Here is a 14,243-nt window from a genome sequence, read left to right as displayed (position 1 = left end):
ACAACATGCCAATCCATGCAGGCCTTTTCAATTATATCCTTCTGATTCTTCTGGCTATTTCGTGGGGATCCGTCAGGGTCTGTCCCCGATTAGCCTCCCTGACACGGATGGAACCATGGCAAGGCGCTTCGTTGCCCCTCTCACTGAATCTGAACAACAGACGCTGACCTCTGCCTATCACCATGGTGAGAAGCGCGCCCTACGTCGGCGTGCGCATGCCATCCTGCTGAGTGATCAAGGCCATACAATCAACCAAATCAGTGAGATACTGCAGGTTCGCCGCGATGCTGTATCACGCTGGCTTAAGCAGTGGGAAGCCTCAGGCCTCGACGGGCTGATCGACAAGCCCCGCAGTGGCCGCACGCCGATCCTGGATGAGCACGACCACCAGCGATTGCAGGAACTGGTCGCCGAGCAGCCTCACCAGATTCGATCCTTGCAGGCTCGCTTCCAAGAAGAGACCGGCAAGACGGTCAGCACGGTGACCCTTCGCCGGGCGTTGAAAAAAAAATGATCTCAGCTTCAAGCGCATTCGGCACTCACTCAAGGCAAGGCGTGACGAGACGGATTTCCGCAACACTCAGGGCCTCCTCAAGGCGCTTCACAAGCGGGAAGACCAAGGTGATCATGAGCTCTATTACTTTGATGAATCAGGGTTTTCGCAATCATCGGCGGTACCGTACGCCTGGAGCCCCATCGGTAAACCCTGCGAGGTGACCGCCTACTCACATAGCCGAAGGCTGAACGTATTGGGGTTCCTCAGCCGAGCCGGGAAGCTGGTCTACCACACCACCACCGAATCCGTGACCACCGAGACGGTTATCGAGGCATTTGACCAGTTTGTAGCCCAGAAAGACCCCGATACCTTCGCCGTCGTAGTGCTCGACAATGCCAGCATGCATCGCTCCAAGGCCTTCAGACGAAAGATCGTGGAGTGGATGTCGCATCGTGTGTATCCGATCTATCTGTCCGCCTATTCGCCGGAACTGAACCTGATTGAAATTCTGTGGCGGCAGATGAAGTACGCATGGCTGCCACTGAGTGCATACCTCTCGTTTGACCGCCTCTGTGATGAGGTACACCGGCTGCTCAGTGGCTATGGCACTGAGTGCGCGATTAATTTTGAATAAGCACTTACCAGAGCAACAGTATTCGGCACCGGAACGTGCTCTCCGTATGGCGCTTGGGCCTGGAATGGCTGCGGCGTCATCGTGTCGGTGCTGTCCCTTGGCCTTCCTGGAAAGCGCTTCAAGCAAGCCTTCAGGAGGAGGTCAGGGGGCAGGCTTTATGCAACGGATAGCCGTAGTTCGTGGGGATCCGTCAGGGTCTGTCCCCGATTAGCTTACCCGCACTCAAAGTACGGGGTATCTCGCGCAAGACTGATGAAGGACGCCCCTAACGCCAGCGGCCGGCATTTCTGCCGGCCGCTGGTTGGTTCAGGCTAGGTGGGGAATGGGGGTCTGTCCCCGATTAGCCTTATTATATCCTTCTGATTTTGTTGCCTATTTCCTGGGGATCCCTCAGGGTCTGTCCCCGATGATTAGCCTCCGATCAATGTATTGCCGCTGAGCCGAAAACGCCAGCGGCCGGCATCGCTGCCGGCCGCTGGGTGATTCTGGATCAGGCTAGGTGGGAAATGGGGGTCTGTCCCCGATTAGCCTTCAATTAGCCTTAAGCCCTCTTAGGGATTAATTGCATCGGCGGCAGTATCACTAAAAGTATTTGTTGCAAAATCGTAAGAAATAGTATTTTTCCTTTCAGGAGTAGTTGCAGAAATTTGTCCTGTAATATCTCCAGTAGCAGAATCGTAAGACACGGCATTTTTACCCGTAACGGTCCCACATGCCTCACCTGTCACCTCAAAAGTGGCAGTTGGACTTTGAGTGAGATCTGCTAGATACTTAGTTCTATCAGCCTTAATTTGAGATTGGCACGCAGCCACATCAGCCCTGTCTAAGTAATTCTGATACTGCGGAATCGCAATCGCCGCCAAAATGCCAATAATCGCCACCACGATCAGCAGCTCGATCAGGGTAAAACCGCCCTGCGCCTTGTTGAGCTGAGTCTTCCGGTTCATCATTTCTTTCATCGTCCTGTCCCTTACTCGTTCGTTCCGCCGTGGCGCGTCTGGCGTGAGCCTTCTTCTGCCGCCCGTGCGGGTTTACATTGGTGCCAAAGCAGCTATCGAGGTCTTCATCGCGCTGCAAGCAGCGCTCCCTCGAAGGCTCATGCCCTGCCACCGGTTCGATACAACCTGCCTGTCGCGCTTCCCATCCCTGTGGGTCTTGCTCCATGCTCGCCGACCCTACGCTTACATTAAATTACGCTCCTGCCCCCTGCAAGCAGTATCACCAACGGCAGGCGAGGCATCGGCAGCGGTGTGATGCTAAAGCATTGGTCAAAGTGCTAGAAAAACGTGGAATGGGCATGATACGGCGCTGGGCGGGGGGTGGCCACAGGAGCTAGAATCAGCACTGCCGACGAACTCCTGCTGCCCCCTACCTGCGACACCACGAGGCGCCATGAACGACTACCGTCCCCCGTCCACCGAGCAGCCCCCCAGCGTGCTGGCGCCCGAGCCTTCGGCGCTGCAGGGCGCCGCCCGGCGTAGCGGGCTGCGGGGCCTGTCGCGGCGCCTGGTGGCCGATGGCCTGCTCGGCGAAGCGGCGGCGGCGCGCGCCGAGGACGAGGCCCGCGAGGCGGATCGCTCGCTGCTCGAGCATCTGATCGAGGCGGGCATGGTCCCCGCGCGCCAGGCCACGTTGAGCGCGGCCTGGGAGTATGGCCTGCCGATCATCGATCTCGACGCCCTGCGCCTGGGGAGCCTGCCGCCGGCCAGAGACTACCCGGCCAAGATCCTGCGCCGGCTGGGAGTGCTGCCGCTGGTGCGCCACGGCCACCGCCTCACCGTCGCGGTGCCCTACCCCTCCACGCTGGCGCTGCTCGACGAGCTGCAGTTCGCCACCGGCCTGACCCTCGAGGGGGTGCTGGCGCCGGTGGATCAGCTGCACCCGGTGCTGGAGAGCTATCTCGCCAGCAGCGAGCGCAGCATGCTCGACGAACTGGCCGACGTCGACGACGCCGTGGGGGAGCTCGCCTTCGATGAGGGCGTGGTCGATGCCACGGACGAGCAGGCGATGGCCGCCGCCGGCGACGACGCGCCGATCGTCAAGTTCGTCAACAAGATCCTGCTCGATGCCATCCACCGCGGCGCCTCGGACATTCACTTCGAGCCCTACGAGACGAGCTACCGGGTGCGCTTTCGCATCGACGGCATCCTCCACGACGTGGCCCATCCGCCCTTCGCCATGCGCTCGCGCATCTCGGCGCGCTTGAAGGTGATGTCGCGGCTGGATATCTCGGAGCGCCGCCTGCCTCAGGACGGCGCCATCAAGCTCAAGCTCTCGTCGACCCGCTCCATCGACTTTCGCGTCAACTCGCTGCCCACGGTCTACGGCGAGAAGGTGGTGCTGCGGATCCTCGACCCGAACTCGGCGCAGCTCGGCATCGAGCAGCTGGGCTTCACCCCCGAGCAGCGCGCCCATTATGAGGCCGTGCTCGACGCGCCCCAGGGCATGATACTGGTCACCGGCCCCACCGGCAGCGGCAAGACGGTCTCGCTCTACACCGGCATCAATATCCTCAACCAGGTGGAGCGCAATATCTGTACCGCCGAAGACCCGGTGGAGATCAAGGTGCCGGGCGTCAACCAGGTCAACGTGCTGCCCAAGATCGGCCTGACCTTCGCCAGCGCCCTGCGCGCCTTCCTGCGCCAGGACCCGGACGTGGTGATGGTCGGTGAGATCCGCGACCTGGAGACCGCCGAGATCGCCGTCAAGGCCTCCCAGACCGGCCACCTGGTGCTCTCGACCGTGCACACCAACTCGGCGGCGGAGACGCTGACCCGCCTGGCCAACATGGGCGTGGCGCCCTTCAATATTGCCAGCTCCGTGAGCCTGATCATCGCCCAGCGCCTGGCGCGCCGGCTCTGCCAGCGCTGCAAGCAGCCGGCGGAGATCCCCCGTGAGGCGCTGCTCGCCCAGGGCTTCACCGAGGAGGAGGTGGCCCGCGCCACCATCTATGAGCCGGTGGGCTGCCAACACTGCACCCAGGGCTTCAAGGGCCGGGTCGGCATCTACGAGGTGGTGCCGATCAGTGATGCCATGAGCCAGCTGATCATGACCGATGGCAACTCCCGAGACTTCGACACCCAGGCCCGCCGAGAGGGCTGCCCGGACCTGCGCCGCAGCGGCATCCTCAAGGTGATGCAAGGGCTGACCAGCCTGGCCGAGGTCAACCGGGTCACCAAAGACTGACACCTGAAGCAGAAGCGCTCTTCCTTCATAACGCGACGCAGGGAGCGAGACGATGAACATGGCAACACGACCCACGCGCAAGCACCAGAAGCTCAAGCTCTATCGCTGGCGCTGGACCGGCAAGGGACCCAACGGGCGCAAGGTGGCCGGCGAGATCATCGCGACCAAGCGGGCCGAGGTGGAGGGCGTGCTGGCCGGGCAGAACATCATCGTCAAGCAGATCCGCCGCAAGAGCGGCTTCGGCGGTGGCATGGGCACGATCAAGCCGCGGGACATCATGCTCTTCGCCCGCCAGATGGCCACCATGATCCGCGCCGGCGTGCCGGTGCTGCAGGCCTTCCAGGTGGTGGCCGAGAGCCTCAAGAAGCCGGCGATGAGCGCGCTGGTGCAGGAGCTGATGAATGAGGTGGCGGCCGGCGCCAGCTTCTCCGAGGCCCTCAAGCAGCATCCCCAGCACTTCGACCGGCTGTTCGCCAACATGGTGGAGGCCGGCGAGCAGTCCGGCTCGCTGGACCGCATGCTCGAGCGCGTGGCGGCCTACAAGGAGAAGATGGAGTCGCTCAAGAGCCGGGTGAAGAAGGCGCTCTGGTACCCGGCGGCGGTGATCTCGGTGGGCTTCGGCGTCACCGCCCTGCTGCTGATCAAGGTGGTACCGCAGTTCGAGAGCCTCTTCCACGGCTTCGGTGCCGAACTGCCCGCGCCGACCCGTATCACCATCGCGCTCTCGGAGTTCGCCCAGCAGTACTGGTGGTGGGGGGTGCTTGGCCTGACGGCCTTCATCTTCTTTATGCGCTCCGCCATGCGGCGCTCCGAGGCCTTCCGCTACCGCATGCATCGCATGGCCCTGCGCATTCCGGTGCTCGGCGATATCCTCGACAAGTCCTCGGTGGCGCGCTACTCGCGTACGCTCGCCACCACCTTCGGCGCCGGCGTGCCGCTGGTGGAGGCACTGGAGACCGCAAAGGGGGCGGCGGGCAACCTGGTCTACGAGCGCGCCATCGACCAGATTCGCGAGGACGTGTCCAGCGGCCAGCAGCTCAATTTCGCCATGCGCATGACCGAGCAGTTCCCCGCGCTGGCGGTGCAGATGGTCGGCATCGGCGAGGAGGCGGGCTCGCTTGACGCCATGCTCAACCGGGTGGCGGACTACTACGAGGAGGAGGTCGACAACAAGGTCGACACCCTGACCTCACTGCTCGAGCCCCTCATCATCGTGGTGCTGGGCGTGCTGGTCGGCGGCCTGGTGGTCTCGATGTACCTGCCGATCTTCGAGCTGGGGAGTGTGATCTGACAGCGCCGAGGGGCAAGGGGCAAGGGGCAAGGGCCGTGCGGCCAAGCGGCCAAGCAGCCAAGCAGCCAAAAAGTCAGGATCATCGCATTGTGGCGTGAAGGAGGCGAAGAACCCTTGTGGGAGCGCAATTTATTGCCGGTTCGACGCCTCGACGAATGGCGCCGACAGGCGCCCTGGGCTTAGTGCCTTTTGCCAGGAAGGCCTTCGGCCTTCTTTCGCAATCTGAAGTCGGAGCGCCGAATCGGCGCTCGGCGCTAAATCACGCCGCCTCGCTCTTGAGCAGCGGCCAGGCTCCCTGTTTCGACGCCTCCAGGATCACCACCTCGACGATGGTGCCGTCCTCCGCATAGCTGATATGCGTATTCCAGTCCTGTGAGCGTTCACGAACGATCGGCTTGTCTGCCAGGTGCAGGACCAGGATGTCATCCGCCTCATCGTAGGTGGTGCGCATGGTCAATCCTCCCATTGGAAATGATGCATCACGGTCTTGACGACAAGCTTATCTTCCAGGATTACGGCTGCACAGACCAGATTGTCCTTGCGGCCTGGCATCTCCTTGGCGATCCATAGCCTGGCATCATCCTTGTAGCATGTTGCGCCAGTTTCGAGCAGGTCGTGCAACTCACTCTCGAGGATGTTCCTTTCTGCCATACGCTCACGGGCATGACGTGTGATGTGTACTCTCAAGTCAAACCGTTGACAGTGCATGACTTCTCTCATTCCTGGCCCTGGCTTCTGGTCCCTCATTTTCTCGGCTGGCCGCTTGGCTGCTTGGCCCTCAGTCGTGCAGCCACACCGGGGTGCCCGGCACGGCGATCTCGAAGAGCGCCAGCAGATCATCATCGCGCAGGCGAATGCAGCCGTGGGAGCGGGCCACGCCCATGGGCTCGCTGGGCGGGGTGCCGTGCAGGTAGATGTAGCGGCGCTGGGAGTCGACGCGGCCGCCGCGGTTGTGCCCGAGCTCCAGCCCGCCGAGCCAGAGGAGGCGTGTGAGGATCCAGTCGCGCCCCGGGGACTCGGCGGCCAGGGCCGCGGAGTAGACCTCGCCGGTGGGCCGACGCCCACGGTAGACGCTGCCCGGCGGCTGACCCGCGCCGATGGCCGCGCGCACATAGTGCCAGCCCAGCGGCGTCGCGCCGCTGCCCTCCTCTTGCCCGGTGCCATTCACGCCCGTGGAGACCTCGCACGTCCACTGCCGCTCGCGCCCTCGCCAAACGCTGAGCCGCTGGACGGCGGTATCGATCTCCAGCCATACGGCGTCTTCCGGCGGCAGCTCGGCCAGCACGGGTGTGCGCATCAGCCGGCCTCCCGCTGGGAGGGGAGCGACTCGGGCAGCGGCGCGTTCATCGCCGCCACCACCACCGGGCGCAAACGACGCACCAGGTCGCGCACGCCGACGTGCTCGCCGTAGTCCTGCTCGGCGATATCGCGCAGCGCATCGAGCCCCGAGAGCGTGAAGATCACCGTGCCGAGCATGAAGTGCAGCCGCCAGAAGCGCTCGGCGTCGGGCAGCTCCGGTGTGGCCAGCCGTACCAGCTCGGTGAAGCGAGTAAAGGCGCTGCCGTACTCCTCCTGGATGTAGCGCCGCAGATGCCCCTGCGCCTGGCTGTAGGCGAGCCCCAGCAGGCGCATGAACACCTTCAGGCTGTTGCGCTCCGCCGGCACCTCCAGCACGCAGCGCGCCATGGTCTCGAGCAGTTCCTCCAGCGGAATGACACCGCCCGCATGGCGCGCCTCGAGCTCGTCGAGGGCGGTGTGGAAGCGCTCGGTGAAGGGGTCGAGATAGCGGGCGAACACCGCCTGGATCAGCGCCTTCTTGGAGCCGAAGTGATAGTTCACCGCGGCGAGATTGACCTTGGCCTTGCTGGTGATATTGCGCAGCGAGGTCTCGGCGAAGCCACGCTCGGCGAACAGCACCTCGGCGGTGTCGAGGATACGCGTGACGGTGTCGGGCTGCTGGGCCATGGGCGGCTCCACGTGATTGGAAACAATTGTTTGAATGTCACGCGAGTGTATGACAGCCATAGGGATGGCTCAATGCCGCCAGGGTCGGGGCGTTTGAAACGACTTCGAAGAGCCGCCGAGCGACGAGCGCCGAGCGCCGAGCGCCGAGCGCCGAGCAGCCAAGCGGCCAAGCGGCCAAGCGGCCAAGCGGCCAAGCGGCCAAGCGGCCAAGCGGCCAAGCGGCCAAGAAATTCTTGACGCTTCGAGATTCAGCACCATCCCGATCATTGTCGCTCGGCGCTCGGCCGCTTATCGCTTTTACTGGATGTAAAGACATGCTGTATACTTGACCAGACGCGTGACGATGGCATCGTCCCCCACGGTTACAGACCCCGGAGGCCTTATGAGCCGCTCCCTTACCGCTCGGCAACAGAACGTGTTCGATTTCATCGTCAAGACCATGAACGAGCTGGGCTATCCGCCGACTCGCGCGGAGATCTCCCGGGCGCTCGGCTTCAAGTCGGCCAACGCCGCCGAGGAGCATCTGCGCGCCTTGGAGCGCAAGGGGGCGATCCGCGTGATCCGCGGCACCTCGCGGGGCATCCGCCTGCCGGCCCAGGAGCCCGAGGCGCTCGGTGAGCATCCCCCGGAGGAGCCTACCCAGGGTCTGCCGATCATCGGCGAGGTCGCCGCCGGTAGCCCGATACTGGCCGCCGAGCATATCGATCGCTACTGCCCGCTGCCGCCGGAGTACTTCACCCCGCGCGCCGACTACCTGCTGCGGGTACGCGGCCTCTCCATGAAGGACGTCGGCATCCTCGAGGGCGACCTGCTGGCCGTGCACCGCACCGAGCGCATTCGCGACGGCCAGATCGTGGTGGCGCGCCTCGAGGACGAGGTCACCGTCAAGCGCTTCCACCGCCAGGGGCACGTGGTCACCCTGGAGGCCGAGAACCCCGACTTCGCCCCCATCGAGGTGGACCTGCGCCACGATCCCCTGGAGATCGAGGGCATCGGCGTGGGCGTTATCCGCGGCGGCAACGGCCAGGCGCTGGGCTAACCCTGAAGCGGGCTGCGCTCGGCCATACTGCGTTAAAAATCAGCTTAAAATGCTCATTTACTGACTTGTAGACTCCGCTTTTTCGCTGATTTTTGCCTTGTCTGGCCTTCGCTCGCCTCGCTTCAGAACCTGCCATCTTGATCACATGAGCGAGCTGCGCAAGATCCTCCACGTCGACTGCGACTGCTTCTTCGCCGCGGTGGAGATGCGCGACGACCCGAGCCTGCGCGATATTCCGCTGGCCATCGGCGGCTCCCGGGAGCGGCGCGGGGTGATCGCCACCTGCAACTATCCGGCCCGCGCCTTCGGCATCCACTCGGCGATGCCCACCGCCCGGGCCCTGCGCCTCTGCCCCCACCTCACCCTGCTGCCCGGCCACTTCGAGAAGTATCGCGAGGTCTCGGCGCAGATCCAGGCGGTCTTCCATGAGCTGACGCCGCTGGTCGAGCCGCTGTCGCTGGACGAGGCCTTCCTCGACGTCACCGCGGTCGAGGGCTTTCGCGGCAGCGCCACCTGGATGGCTCGCTGGATCAAGGAGGAGTGCTACCGGCGCACCGGCATCACCGTCTCGGTCGGCGCGGCCTCCTCCAAGTTCCTGGCCAAGATCGCCAGCGACTGGGAGAAGCCCGATGGGCTGACGGTGATCCCGCCGGCGCGAGTCGATGCCTTCGTCCGCGAGCTGCCGGTCAAGAAGCTCCACGGCGTGGGTCCGGCCACCGGCGCCAGGCTCGACGCCATGGGCATCACCACCTGCGCCCAGCTGCGTGAGCTGCCCATCGAGCGGCTGCTCGACGAGTTCGGCAAGTTCGGCCGCCGGCTCTTCGAGCTCGCCCGGGGCATCGACGAGCGTCCGGTGCGCGTCGAGCGCGAGCGCAAGTCGGTGAGCGTGGAGACCACCTTCGACCGCGACCTGCCCGACCTGGCCAGCGCCCGCGCCGCCCTCGCACCACTCTGCGAGCGGCTCGAGGGGCGCCTCGAGCGCCACGGCCACCCGCCGCTGGCGGGGCTCTTCGTCAAGGTACGCTTCGACGACTTCAGCCTGACCACCCTGGAGAGCCGCGGCCTCTCCCCCGCCCCCGAGAGCTACACCCGCCTGCTGGAACAGGCCTGGGCCCGCGCCCGCCGCCCGGTGCGTCTGCTCGGCGTCGGCGTGCGCCTGTTGCCGGAAGATGCGAGGCAGCAGCTCTCGCTGCCGTTATAAGCGCCGAGCGCCGAGCGCCGAGCGCCAAGCGGCCGAGCGGCCAAGCGCCGAGCGGCCAAGCGCCGAGCAGCCAAGCTCTGAGCAGCCAAGGTATCAGTGCGCTATGTTGAAAGCCTATGGAGCTTGGGTGGGAGGCAGGGATGCGATTCGAGGATCTGCTGGTATGGAAGCGTTCAGCAAGGCTGTGCTCAGAGGTTTACCAGTCTTTCAGCCAATCGAGGGACTTCGGGTTTAAGGACCAGATCACCCGATCCGCCTTATCGATTGCAAGCAATATTGCAGAAGGCTACGAACGAGACGGCGACAAGGATCGCGTCAAGTTCTTTAGCTATGCCAAAGGTTCCTGTGCTGAGTTGAGAACTCAGATCTACATTGGCATCGAAATTGGATACATCGATAAATCGTCAGGCCAGCGCTGGGCCGAAGAGACGCGAGAGATTTCTCGTATGCTCTACGGACTCATGACCCGGTTCCGCGACTGAACCGCCCTGCTTGCTCGATGCTCGACGCTCGGCGTCCTCGTTTGATGGTTTATCTTGGCTGCTCGGCGCTCGGCGCTCGGCGCTTGGCTGCTTGGCGCTACCCCCTTGGCCGTTCACTTGGTGTCGATATAGCGATGGTCGTTGAAGGTGGCGACCCAGCCGGGGTGGTAGACCATCAGGATGCTCATCAGCATGCCGGTGATGAAGGCCTCGGAGGGCATCAGCAGCGGCAGGAAGCGCGCGTACTCCAGCGCCTGGCGCAGCGCTTCAGCATCGACAGCCCCCAGCGCCATCAGCCCCACGGCGGACAGGCCGGCGGCCAGGGTGGCGAGCGCCGAGCCGAAGAAGGCGCAGACGAACAGGAAGATCATCAGGTTATCGGGCAGGCGACGGTCGACCAGCCGCCAGACGATGCCCATCACCAGCGCCGGCACTACCCCGGTGATCAGCACGTTGACGCCGAGCAGCGGCCAGTCGATGCGCCCCAGCAGCACCATGGCGACGTTGATGGCGGTGATCGACAGCAGCGCCAGCGGTGCCTTGAAGATCAGGGTCAGTAGCGCCGTGAACATCAGGTGCAGGGTCAACCAGTCCACGGCCTGGGCGCGCAGCTGCCAGAACAGCATCACGATGACGGTCGCGGCCAGCCAGCGATGCTGCAGGGCGGTATCCTCGATCAGCGCCACCCAGGGCCGCCGGCTCAGCGCCAGGCCGACCACGGCCAGCGAGACCAGGCTGCAGAGCCACAGCAGCCAGGGGGCGAGTACCGGTTCGGCGATCGTCATCTCGACTCCCTTTGATCAGGGCAATGCACCTCGCGATTCACCTCACGATCGTCAGCCTAGCCATCACGCGAAGACCACGGTCTTGTTGCCGTGAATGAGCACGCGATCCTCCAGGTGCCAGCGCAGCCCCCGGGCCAGCACCGCCTTCTCCACGTCGCGGCCGAAGCGCACCAGATCGGTGGGCGTGTGGCAGTGGCTGACCCGGTGGATGTCCTGCTCGATGATCGGGCCGGCATCGAGCTCCTCGGTGACGTAGTGGCAGGTGGCGCCGATCAGCTTCACGCCGCGCTGATGCGCCTGGTGGTAGGGCCGGGCGCCGGCGAACGAGGGCAGGAAGCTGTGATGGATGTTGATCATGCGGCCCTGGAAGCGCTCGCAGAGCGCCGGCGGCATGATCTGCATGTAGCGGGCCAGCACCACGCAGTCGGCGCGCGCCTCGTCGACCAGCCGCTGCACCGCGTCGAAGGCGGCCTGCTTGTCGTCGGCCTTGACCGGCACGTGATGGTAGGCAATGCCGTGCCACTCGACAAGGCCACGCATGTCCTCGTGGTTGGAGATCACGCCGGCGATGTCGCAGTCGAGCTCGCCCGCCGTCCAGCGATAGAGCAGGTCCACCAGGCAGTGGCTCTCCCGCGAGACCATCAGCACCACCCGGCGCCGCTGGCGGGTGTCGGTGAGCGCCCAGGTCATGTCGAACTCGGAGGCAACGGGCGCGAACGCCTCACGCAGCGCTTCGGGCGGCATGCCCACGGAGTCGGCCAGGATCTCGTAGCGCATGAAGAAGCGACCGCCCTCCAGGTCGGAGTGCTGGCTGGCCTCGGTGATCGAGCCGCCGTGCCCGGCGATGAAGTTGGAGACCCTGGCGACGATGCCCAGACGGTCCGGACAGGACACCACCAGGCGGTAATAGTGTGACATCGAATGATCCCGGATTGCGGCTGTGACTGGGGGCAGCTGTGACTGGGAGCAACAGTGTAGCCAAAACAGGGGCTTCGGGCACGTGTGGCGCCGAAGCGGTATGGTGACATCAATCCATCCACGACCGACATGAGGCACTGCGGCCGATGCTCAACACCCGCGCCCTCTCCTACCTGAGCGAAGTGATTCGTCGCGGTTCTCTGCGCAAGGCGGCTACCTACCTCGGCATCGATGTCTCGGCCATCAGCCGGCAGATCCGCTACCTCGAGGAACAGCTCGACACCAGGCTGCTGGAACGCCATGCCGGCGGCATCAAGGTGACCGAGGCGGGACGCCTGCTCGTCGATCATTACCATAGTCAGCAGGCGGCAGAAGACGCCGTGATCTCCCGCCTGTCGGCGCTGCAGGGTCTGGTCAGCGGCCAGGTCCGGATCGCGGTGGGCGAAGGCTTCATCGCCGACCTGATCTCCGCTCCCCTGCAGTCCTTCATGACCACCTACCCGGGAATCGAGCTGGAGGTGGTGATGGCCGGAGTCAACGAGGCCATGGCCTTGGTCAAGGATCGCGAAGTCGAGCTCGCCCTCCTCTATGCGCCCCCCGTCGACCCTCAGCTGACCTGCCATGTCGAGACACGCCAGCCCCTGGACCTGATCGTCCCCACCGACCACGAACTGGCCCATTTCTCGCGGCCGGTCGCCCTGCAGGACCTGGTGCGCTGGCCGATCGGCCTGATGGACAACCCCTTCGGCATGCGCCAGATGGTCAATGCCGTGGCCCACCAGGAGCGCATCTTCCTGCAGGCGCGCCTGCACACCAACTCGGTAGCCGTGTTGAAGAATTTCGTGCGCTCGGGCATCGGGGTGACCTTCATGCCCGAGTTGACCGTGGCCGAGGAGATCCAGCAAGGGGATATCACCGTCCTGCCCATGGCCTATCCTGTGCTCAGCGATGCCCGGGCCCAGATCGTGAGCCTCACCGGCCGCGAGCTCACGGTGGCAGCGAAGGCTTGTCTGGAGCATCTGTGCCGGGGGATGCGCTTCTTCAATGCCGATGCCCCGCGCCTGCTGGGCGCCAAGCGTTGATATAAAAGCAACGCTTAAGGGTTTGATTAGTCAACGCAGCAACGCCTAGTCTGCTCATATACCGGCCAGCAGGCCGGCCGTTCCGCCAACAACAACGCCCGGAGTTAAAGCATGAACCCCACTCGTACGTTCGCCGTGTCCTCCCTCACCGCCGCCGTCCTGGCCGCGGGTGTGCTGGCCAGCCAGGCGCAGGCCGCCACCACCGTGGACCTGAGCTACAACGGCGCCCCGGATCCCGACAAGAACGCCGTGCATGTCTTCGCCACCAACCTCAAGGAGCTGGTCGAGGAAAAGACCGACGGCGAAATCGAACTCAAGCTCTACCCCAACAGCATGCTGGGGGAGGAACAGGAGCGCATGGAGCAGACGATGAACAGCCCCAGCCTGAACATCGCCTCCTTCGCCGGCATGTCTCCCCTGGTGCCGGAAGTGTTCGTCAGCGCCATTCCCTTCCTCTTCGACGATTTCGAGTCGGCACGCACCTTCTTCGACGAAGGCCAGTACTGGCAGGCCGTCGAGGACGCCCTGCGCGAGCGCACCGGCGTGGAGCTGCTGGCCGTGGTCGAGGAAGGCGGCTTTCTGGCCTTCACCAACGATGAGAAACCCATCTCCTCGCCCGGCGACTTCGAGGGGCTGCGCTTTCGCGCCATGGACCCCAGCCAGGTCGCGCTCTATGAGGCCTTCGGGGCTTCCGGCACGCCGATTCCCTGGACCGAGGTCTACATGGCGCTCAAGACCGGCGTCGCCGATGGTCAGATGAACCCGCCGATGTACATCATCATGGGCAGCCTCTATGAGGTGCAGGACTACCTGACGCTGGCCAACATCCAGTACTCCGACCAGTTCCTGGTCGGCAACGGCGCGATGATCGACGGCTGGGACGAGACGACGCGCGAGGCCTTCATGGCGGCCGTGGAGGAGGCCAATCAGATGGCCCGCGAACACAACGAGACCCGGGTCGACGAGCGCATCGCCTATCTCGAGGAGCAGGGCATGGAGGTGATCCGGCCCTCCGAGGAGGAGCTGTCCGCCTTCCGCGAGCAGGGCCAGCCGGCCTACCTGGAGTGGCTCGGCGAGCAGGACATTGATCCGTCCTTCATCGACATGGCGCTCGAGGATGCCGGGATGACACATCTGGCCGAGTAAGCCAAAGCGTCCCTGAGA

The 14,243-nt window shown here is 64.2% G+C and carries 15 protein-coding genes; 8 read left to right on the top strand and 7 right to left on the bottom strand.

The genetic code is table 11. From position 1 onward, the window contains the following. Positions 1 to 115 precede the first annotated feature (115 nt). A protein-coding gene (locus FEI13_RS15825; protein WP_138182484.1) for an IS630 family transposase occupies positions 116 to 1,130 on the top strand; the annotation gives its coding sequence in 2 pieces (ribosomal slippage) (positions 116 to 502 and positions 504 to 1,130; 1,014 coding nt in all). Positions 1,131 to 1,681: 551 nt separating this feature from the next. On the opposite strand, the gene FEI13_RS19670 is transcribed toward FEI13_RS15825, so the two are convergent. After that, positions 1,682 to 2,089 carry a prepilin-type N-terminal cleavage/methylation domain-containing protein gene (locus tag FEI13_RS19670; protein ID WP_275668758.1) on the bottom strand — a complete coding sequence of 136 codons (408 nt, stop codon included), beginning with the start codon at positions 2,087 to 2,089 and terminating at the stop codon, positions 1,682 to 1,684. Between the two features lie 433 nt (positions 2,090 to 2,522). Here FEI13_RS19670 and pilB point away from each other — a divergent pair, with 433 nt between their 5' ends. Both pilB and FEI13_RS15810 read left to right on the top strand, forming a co-directional pair. After that, positions 2,523 to 4,316, top strand: a complete 1,794-nt coding sequence (gene pilB / locus FEI13_RS15815) for a type IV-A pilus assembly ATPase PilB (RefSeq protein WP_138182483.1) — start codon at positions 2,523 to 2,525, stop codon at positions 4,314 to 4,316. Positions 4,317 to 4,374: 58 nt separating this feature from the next. Continuing rightward, positions 4,375 to 5,607 carry a type II secretion system F family protein gene (locus FEI13_RS15810; protein WP_138182482.1) on the top strand — a complete coding sequence of 411 codons (1,233 nt, stop codon included), beginning with the start codon at positions 4,375 to 4,377 and terminating at the stop codon, positions 5,605 to 5,607. Between the two features lie 259 nt (positions 5,608 to 5,866). Here the strand turns inward: FEI13_RS15810 and FEI13_RS15805 are convergent, their stop codons facing one another. The 4 genes from FEI13_RS15805 to FEI13_RS15790 form a co-directional block, all read right to left on the bottom strand. Then, on the bottom strand, positions 5,867 to 6,058 hold the full coding sequence (locus FEI13_RS15805; protein ID WP_138182481.1) for a DUF2283 domain-containing protein: 192 nt from the start codon (positions 6,056 to 6,058) through the stop codon (positions 5,867 to 5,869). A 2-nt stretch (positions 6,059 to 6,060) separates the two neighbouring features. Then, positions 6,061 to 6,315 (bottom strand): DUF4258 domain-containing protein, encoded by a 255-nt coding sequence (locus FEI13_RS15800; protein WP_138182480.1) that lies wholly within the window; start codon positions 6,313 to 6,315, stop codon positions 6,061 to 6,063. Between the two features lie 70 nt (positions 6,316 to 6,385). Further along, positions 6,386 to 6,904 carry a L,D-transpeptidase gene (locus tag FEI13_RS15795; RefSeq protein WP_138182479.1) on the bottom strand — a complete coding sequence of 173 codons (519 nt, stop codon included), beginning with the start codon at positions 6,902 to 6,904 and terminating at the stop codon, positions 6,386 to 6,388. After that, on the bottom strand, positions 6,904 to 7,572 hold the full coding sequence (locus FEI13_RS15790; protein WP_138182478.1) for a TetR/AcrR family transcriptional regulator: 669 nt from the start codon (positions 7,570 to 7,572) through the stop codon (positions 6,904 to 6,906). The genes FEI13_RS15795 and FEI13_RS15790 overlap by 1 nt, the downstream gene beginning before the upstream one ends. Positions 7,573 to 7,954: 382 nt before the next feature. On the opposite strand from FEI13_RS15790, the gene lexA reads away from it, so the two are divergent. The 3 genes from lexA to FEI13_RS15775 all read left to right on the top strand — a co-directional run bounded on the left by lexA (position 7,955) and on the right by FEI13_RS15775 (position 10,294). Continuing rightward, complete coding sequence (lexA, locus tag FEI13_RS15785) at positions 7,955 to 8,611, top strand: transcriptional repressor LexA (protein ID WP_138182477.1); 657 nt, start codon at positions 7,955 to 7,957, stop codon at positions 8,609 to 8,611. 154 nt (positions 8,612 to 8,765) lie between these two features. Beyond that, positions 8,766 to 9,812, top strand: a complete 1,047-nt coding sequence (gene dinB / locus FEI13_RS15780; protein WP_138182488.1) for a DNA polymerase IV — start codon at positions 8,766 to 8,768, stop codon at positions 9,810 to 9,812. Positions 9,813 to 9,952: 140 nt separating this feature from the next. Continuing rightward, positions 9,953 to 10,294 carry a four helix bundle protein gene (locus tag FEI13_RS15775; protein ID WP_138182476.1) on the top strand — a complete coding sequence of 114 codons (342 nt, stop codon included), beginning with the start codon at positions 9,953 to 9,955 and terminating at the stop codon, positions 10,292 to 10,294. A 113-nt stretch (positions 10,295 to 10,407) separates the two neighbouring features. On the opposite strand, the gene FEI13_RS15770 is transcribed toward FEI13_RS15775, so the two are convergent. Together FEI13_RS15770 and purU are read right to left on the bottom strand one after the other, a co-directional pair. Then, positions 10,408 to 11,079: an energy-coupling factor ABC transporter permease gene (locus FEI13_RS15770; RefSeq protein ID WP_138182475.1), complete on the bottom strand. Its 672-nt coding sequence runs from the start codon at positions 11,077 to 11,079 to the stop codon at positions 10,408 to 10,410. A gap of 63 nt (positions 11,080 to 11,142) precedes the next feature. Further along, complete coding sequence (gene purU, locus FEI13_RS15765; protein ID WP_138182474.1) at positions 11,143 to 11,997, bottom strand: formyltetrahydrofolate deformylase; 855 nt, start codon at positions 11,995 to 11,997, stop codon at positions 11,143 to 11,145. A 146-nt stretch (positions 11,998 to 12,143) separates the two neighbouring features. Here purU and FEI13_RS15760 point away from each other — a divergent pair, with 146 nt between their 5' ends. Both FEI13_RS15760 and dctP read left to right on the top strand, forming a co-directional pair. Next, a complete protein-coding gene (locus FEI13_RS15760; protein ID WP_138182473.1) occupies positions 12,144 to 13,079 on the top strand; it encodes a LysR family transcriptional regulator in 936 nt (311 codons plus the stop codon). A gap of 111 nt (positions 13,080 to 13,190) precedes the next feature. Beyond that, positions 13,191 to 14,225 (top strand): TRAP transporter substrate-binding protein DctP, encoded by a 1,035-nt coding sequence (dctP, locus tag FEI13_RS15755; protein WP_138182472.1) that lies wholly within the window; start codon positions 13,191 to 13,193, stop codon positions 14,223 to 14,225. Positions 14,226 to 14,243: the final 18 nt, after the last annotated feature.

The organism is Halomonas urmiana (assembly GCF_005780185.1).
GTDB classification, from domain to species: Bacteria; Pseudomonadota; Gammaproteobacteria; order Pseudomonadales; family Halomonadaceae; genus Halomonas; species Halomonas urmiana.
The sequence above is the reverse complement of the archived record's forward strand: the minus strand, read 5'-3'. Positions and strand labels throughout refer to the sequence as shown.